Genomic DNA, 6662 nt, shown 5'->3' on the forward strand with positions numbered 1-6662 from the left:
TAGGTGTTGTCATCGGAATGCCTCGATTCGTTTTTCCTCAGATTATACCTGAATTTTTAGTTTTCAGACAGTCCCTAAACTAATGGTTCTCAAATTAATGACGCTTCGCCAATTAATCAATTCAAATGATAATTACGCGTTGTGTTCCGGCGAATCAATTCCGGTGAAAACATGACTTCCATCCGTTCCCGATTAGGATTTTGTTCCGCCTCAGGACTGGCTTGATTAATCTTTTGCATCAATAATTCAGCAATTTTACTGCCCATGGCCATCACTGGCTGTTTCACAGTCGTCAACTTTGGCTCAGCAATTTGATCCAGAAAGACCCCATCAAATCCGGCAATCCCAAAATCTTCAGGAATATTGCCGCCCATTTTCTGAATCCCACGTTCAACACCAATCGCCAAACGATCACTAGAACACACGAAACAAGTATTCTTCTTGAACTCAGACCAATGATCCTGAATATATTGTTGCGCCTCAGAAGAATGATTACCGAAACGAACAATTTGTGGTTGCAGACCAGACTTCTGCATCGTGTCCATATAGCCTCGTTCCCGCGAGTACTCGAAGGATTCCTTCAATTCAATTCCCAGAAAAACAATTTGCTGATACCCATCATTGATTGCCGCACTAGTCGATAAAAAAGTGCCGTACTTATTATCAGAATCCACAAAATCATAATTATGCCGATTCTCGCCATAAAGAATAATTGGCCGATCTAAATCCTGAATCCAGTCAAAATCATTATTCCGCGCTCCCGTAATAATGTAACCATCACAATCACCAATATTGGCATTTTTTTGAGTCACGACTTGTAACGCATATTGATGCGCATTTAAAAATTGAGCCACACCCATTAATAAGGTGGCATAGTAAGGTTCAACTGTATCGACTTTTTCCAAGATCACTAACTTAATAATGCGTGTTGTATTTGCTGCCAAAGCTTTCGCCGCAAAATTAGGATGATAGTCTAACTCATCCATTGCTTTAAAAACCAGTTGCTTTAATTCATCTGTGACTTGTTCAGGATGGTTGATCACCCGTGAAACTGTCATTTTAGAGACGTTAGCTGCTTTGGCCACATCATTTAAAGTAACGATACGCTCCACCCTCTTCAGTAATTTCTATTATTCCATTATATTAATCTTACCCGATATTCACAACAATAGAACCATTTCAGTAAAATATTTCATTCACCACGTAGCCCCGCGGCCCTTTCAAAAAATATCCACAATTAAGAAAACAAGTTTTCCCTAGATTGTAAGTGCCAGTGTTCGACATTGCTGGCAAAATTAATTTGCTTTTAAATTTTACATCCTGTTTCTAAACCTCACTAAAGTGAAACACAGCAACTATTCAATTATTTTTTAACACAATCAAGTCGTTTAACTAATTCAATTATGAATTTTTTGATTTTTCGAAAAATTAAAGTGACAACTTTTTTTGATGAAAGATTAAAAATAAATTAGACGTTCATGCTAAAATAAGATATTATGGAAGATGTTAATTCTAGTTTGGAGGTTTTATGATGAGTAAAGAAATTTCTGCTGAAAATCTGAAAGCATACGCTGAAGATTTCGCTGATTTACCAAAATCAAACGCAACTGCTAACACGGTTGCTCATAATGGCATTTTAGCATCAAGCCGTAACTTGGCTTCCGATGTTGCAATGACACCCAACTTTTCTGTTGAAATCGACACTGGTGCTGTTGCCAACCAGAAACAATCTGGCCGTTGCTGGATGTTTGCTGCTTTAAATACCATGCGTCATCCTTTACAAGATGAATTCAAATTAAAAGGTTTTGAATTATCCCAAAATTACACCAACTTCTGGGACAAGTTTGAGAAATCAAACTGGTTCTACGAAAACGTGATTGCCACTGCTGATTTGCCTTTAGGTGATCGCAAAGTTGACTTCTTAATGGCAACACCACAACAAGATGGTGGTCAATGGGATATGCTCTGTGCCTTAATCGAGAAATACGGTTTAGTGCCCAAGGATGTTATGCCTGAAACATACAACAGTTCAAAATCTGCTGAATTAAACAGCACTTTGAATACGAAGTTACGTCACGATGCCGTTGCTTTACGGGCTTTAGTTGCTGCTAAAAAGTCAGCTGCTGAAATTGATGCTGCTAAAGAAGATATGTTAAGCGAAGTTTATCGCTTATTGGTCTTCACTTTAGGCAAACCACCAGTTAAGTTCGACTGGGAATACACTGACGATGACAAAGTTTATCATCGTGAAGCTGGTTTAACACCGCAAACATTCTTCAAGAAGTATGTTGGTTGGAATTTGGAAGACTATCTTTCAATGATCAACTCACCTACTGCTGACAAACCTTACAATCATGTTTACACGGTTGATTTATTAGGTAATGTCGTTGGTGGCCGTCAAGTTCGTCACTTGAACTTAAAAATCGACGACTTCAAACAATTAGCAATCAAACAATTACAGGCTGGCGAAACAGTTTGGTTTGGCTCTGATGTTGGTAAATCATCTGACCGTCAACTTGGCGTCATGGATACAAATGTTTATCAAAAATCTGATTTATTAGACCTTGACTTAAGCATGTCCAAAGCAGAACGTTTGGATCACGGCGAGAGCTTGATGACTCATGCCATGGTCATCACCGGCGTTGATTTGGTTAACGGCCAACCAACTAAGTGGAAGGTTGAAAACTCATGGGGTGAAAAAGTTGGCCATAAAGGTTACTTCGTTATGAGTGACGCTTGGTTTGACGAATTCGTCTACCAAGTTGTGATCAACAAGAAGTTCTTATCAGATGACTTGAAGAAAGTCGTTGCTGACGAACATGATAACCCAACTGTTTTGAAGCCTTGGGATCCAATGGGTGCCTTAGCATTATAATTCATTAGGTTAATCAAAAAGACTAGGACGTAAGTCTATTCTCAAAAAATAATCCGAACCTGCGTTGCTGCAACGTGTTCCCAAAGGGCAACCGGTTCTGCTTAACGCAAAAATGCCAAGCAATTCTAACGAATTGCTTGGCATTTTACGTTAATGCTCACCGGCTGACCGCCTTTTGTCACACTCTTTTTCGGACCCTAACAACTAGTAAAGCTGAAGATCACCAGCTTTACTCCGGAAGGAACGATAAGTGTGGTGGTCAGACTCAAGCTAATTTCAGCACTGGCAACAAGTTTTTAAGAGCTTAAATTACAAAACTGTTTTCGTTAAAATATCCAAATGCTGATTCAACTCATAAACAATCGGTTCGCCATTAGCGACCTCAACACCATCTAAACCATGCGCTGTAATTTGTTCCAAATACTTGATCAAAACCCGCAAAGTACTGCCATGGGCCACCACTAATTGGTCATGACTGCAAATTAATTCTGGCGCAATTTGATCCACATAATATGGAATCACCCGTTGACTAGCCATCGCTAAGCTTTCACCTAAAGGCACACTGCGCTGATCGATATCCGCGTAACAACGGTTATGATCAATTTCAGATAACAATGGTGGCACCGTCCAATAATCACGACGCCACATTGCCACTTGCTTTTTACCAAACTCACGACGTGTTTGTTCCTTATTATGGCCACGTAACGCGCCATAATGTCGTTCATTTAAGCGCCAATTTTTATAAATTGGTAAATACAGCCAACCGCGATCCTCACAAATAATGTTGGCCGTTTTAATTGCGCGTTTCAACACTGAAGTATGGACCGCTTGAGGATAAAAAGCCAAATTAGCCAGCATTTGGGCGCTATGATGGGCTTGTTGAATTCCTAAAGGCGTTAGGTCAACATCAGTCCATCCTGTATAAATATCGTCGGCGTTTGCCGTACTTTCGCCATGACGAATGAGTACCAGTTTTACCAAAATAGTCGACCTCTTTATTGTAAATCCGTTTCTGAAACGGCTGCTAGACTAGTAGAAATTTTAGCTAGCACTTCATCAAGTGCCCCATCTTTAAAGGGACTTTGTAAGTGTCCTAGTTCGATTAATTGATTGAACGTGAGACTGCCACCAGCCTTAGCCATTGCCAAATAATCTGGCCAAGCTTGCGGATCATGCTGAACTTCAAAGCGTTCCCAGAACTGAAAGGCCACTACTTGTGCCAAAGTATAATCGATGTAATAAAATGGTCCTTCAAAAATATGGCCTTGGCGATACCAATATAGGCCTCGTTCCAAGTCAGCATCATCATATTCACGACTTGGTAAATACATCTTTTCTAAACGACGCCAAGCCTGCTTACGTTCGGTTGGCGTCCATTCAGGATGACAATAAACCTCAGTTTGAAAATGATCAACGAGCACACCATATGGTAAGAAAATGACCGCACTAGAAAGATGTTCAAATTTATATTTAGTTGTCTGCTGGCCAAAGAATTTTGTCATCCATGGATAAGCAATAAACTCCATACTCATTGAAAAAATTTCAGCAGCTTCGTTAGTTGGGAACACACACTCCCAAGCTTTAATTGCTTGAGCCTGATATGTTTGAAAAGCATGCCCCGTCTCATGGGTCAACACATCTACATCAGCTGAAGTCCCATTAAAGTTAGCAAAGATAAATGGTGTTTTAAATTCAGGCAAATATTCGCAATAGCCGCCACCCTGTTTGCCATGATGACTTAATAAATCCAAATTGTGCCGATCAACCATCATTTGGAAAAACTCACCAGTCTCTGGCGACATTTCATGATACATCTCGTTGGCCTTAGCCACTAGTTCTTCAGCAGTACCTTCAGGGGTTGCATTACCACTCGGAAAATTATAATCTTCATCATAAAACTTCAATTCTGATAAGCCTAAACGTTTTTGTTGACGCTGCCGCAACTGGTTGACGATTGGGACCACTTTTTCCAGAATTGTTTGGCGATAACGAGCTACATCATCAGCATTATAATCAAACCGATTCATGAAATCATAACTCATTTCAGTATAATTCTGATAGTTGAGTTGCTGGGCAATTTCCGTACGAACTTGGACCATTTGATCATAAATCTGATCCAATTTTGCTTCATGGTCCACAAACCAAGCTGTCGTCGCTTGCGTTGCTTGCCGCCGAATTTGACGATCAGCATTATTTTGAAACTTTTTCATTTGGGTTAAATTATAAGTCGCTCCAGCAAAATCAATTTGAGCGGCAGCAATTAATTCTGAATATTGTGTCCGCAATTGATTATCCTGCTGTAACAATGGAATCACTTCTGGTGAAAAAGTTTTGAGCTGGTTTTTAGCCATTAAAAATAATGTTTTAGGAAAAGCATGTTGCAATTCTGCTTGGAACGGTGATTTCACTAATTCTCGATAAAACTCGGTGGTAAACTCATCATATTTAGGACTATATTCGTTCCAATAATCCTCTTCCTGATGATAGAATTCATCCAAAGTATTCACACTAAAACGAATTTCTGCCATCATCTGTTGCGAAATAATTTTCGTTTCCAGTTTGCTAATTGCCAAAGCAGCATTGACTGCCGTTAAAGGATCATCTGCATGATTCAATGCCATTAGTAATTGTCGATATTCAGCTGTTACTTGTTCAAAATTGGGACGTTGGTATGGTAATTGTGCAAAATCTGTCATCAAAAGCGCCTCCTAATAGTTCTCTATTATAAACGATTATCATGTTGAAAGAAAATGACGCTGCATTGATTATACGACTATTTTGAATAGTTAAAAAATTCACCTATACTAATTGTGAATCATCTGGCATAATGAAGATGTTGCCTTGCCAACTAGTTGACAAAAATCATCAACGGTTGGGAGGTGAGTAGATGTTTGACTCAGTCCTGGCACCCATTATTGTTGGTGTCGTTCTTGCATTGTTTAATTATTGGCTAAATAATTCGCATCGCAAGTAGTCATGAATAAGGCAACATCTAGCCTCGCCCGTTCAATTACATAATTATCCGCAAAAAAAGCCCCAGACTACTAGAGATAGTCTGGGGCTTCGGTGATCGATGTTTGACTTCGTCTTCTATAATATATCATTATGAGATTAATTTTGCAAACTATCGTGATTATCGCTGGCAAAATATAGCAGCTACTTTTATCAAGCTGCTCTTATGTGCTTTAAGCTTGAATATTTCAACTTATTGATGTGTTAAACAACTGGGCCATTAATAAAGTTTCTAACAAGTCACCGCTCACACTACGATAACTGGCTGGTAGCCGGCCCTCTAGGATAAAGCCAAACTTCTGATAAAGCTTTTGCGCCGGCAGATTACGCGTTTGAACAAATAATTGAACCCGCTTCAAAGTTGATTGCTCGCTGACCCAATCTAAGGCAGTCGCCATTAATGCCGAGCCTAAGCCAATGTGGCGCTCTGCTTGCGCAACTAACAAGCCTAATTCACCAACATGAGCAGTGGCTGGATTGGCCCCCGCAGCGATCCTTAAATAGCCAATGATCTCCGTACCAGCAAGGGCCAATAATAATAAATTATTAGGGCTAGCAGCCATTGCCGTCAGCTGAGGTGCAAGTTGGGCCACGGTCATGTCAGTTAATTCGGCGTCTGTTTCCACAAAGTCACAAGGCATAACCTCAACCTGCCAAAAATCAAGCAATCTTTGAGCATCCCCTGCGCGTGCACTACGAGTAATCATCCACCCGCATAGCGGGTGGCTTTTTATTAGCCCTAGAAGGGCTTGCCACACGCAAAAAGCCCCTTAAA

At 40.1% G+C, this 6662-nt stretch carries 6 protein-coding genes; 2 read left to right on the forward strand and 4 right to left on the reverse strand.

Annotated features, from left to right (window positions below; translation table 11 throughout):
- Positions 1-116: 116 nt before the first annotated feature.
- Positions 117-1103 carry a LacI family DNA-binding transcriptional regulator gene (locus EKM81_RS10765; RefSeq protein WP_125651545.1) on the reverse strand — a complete coding sequence of 329 codons (987 nt, stop codon included), beginning with the start codon at positions 1101-1103 and terminating at the stop codon, positions 117-119.
- A gap of 428 nt (positions 1104-1531) precedes the next feature.
- Between EKM81_RS10765 and EKM81_RS10770 the strand changes: the two genes are divergently transcribed.
- A complete protein-coding gene (locus tag EKM81_RS10770) occupies positions 1532-2875 on the forward strand; it encodes a C1 family peptidase (RefSeq protein ID WP_125651537.1) in 1344 nt (447 codons plus the stop codon).
- A gap of 309 nt (positions 2876-3184) precedes the next feature.
- Here the strand turns inward: EKM81_RS10770 and EKM81_RS10775 are convergent, their stop codons facing one another.
- Positions 3185-3856 carry a 2,3-bisphosphoglycerate-dependent phosphoglycerate mutase gene (locus tag EKM81_RS10775; protein ID WP_125651539.1) on the reverse strand — a complete coding sequence of 224 codons (672 nt, stop codon included), beginning with the start codon at positions 3854-3856 and terminating at the stop codon, positions 3185-3187.
- Between the two features lie 14 nt (positions 3857-3870).
- Complete coding sequence (locus EKM81_RS10780) at positions 3871-5571, reverse strand: M3 family oligoendopeptidase (protein WP_125651541.1); 1701 nt, start codon at positions 5569-5571, stop codon at positions 3871-3873.
- Positions 5572-5762: 191 nt separating this feature from the next.
- Here EKM81_RS10780 and EKM81_RS10785 point away from each other — a divergent pair, with 191 nt between their 5' ends.
- Entirely contained in the window at positions 5763-5849 is an 87-nt protein-coding gene (locus EKM81_RS10785; RefSeq protein WP_125651547.1) for a type I toxin-antitoxin system Fst family toxin, read from the forward strand.
- A gap of 226 nt (positions 5850-6075) precedes the next feature.
- Here the strand turns inward: EKM81_RS10785 and EKM81_RS10790 are convergent, their stop codons facing one another.
- Positions 6076-6594, reverse strand: a complete 519-nt coding sequence (locus EKM81_RS10790; protein ID WP_125651543.1) for a GNAT family N-acetyltransferase — start codon at positions 6592-6594, stop codon at positions 6076-6078.
- Positions 6595-6662: the final 68 nt, after the last annotated feature.

It is taken from the genome of Lapidilactobacillus gannanensis, assembly GCF_003946675.1.
Lineage (GTDB): Bacteria > Bacillota > Bacilli > Lactobacillales > Lactobacillaceae > Lapidilactobacillus > Lapidilactobacillus gannanensis.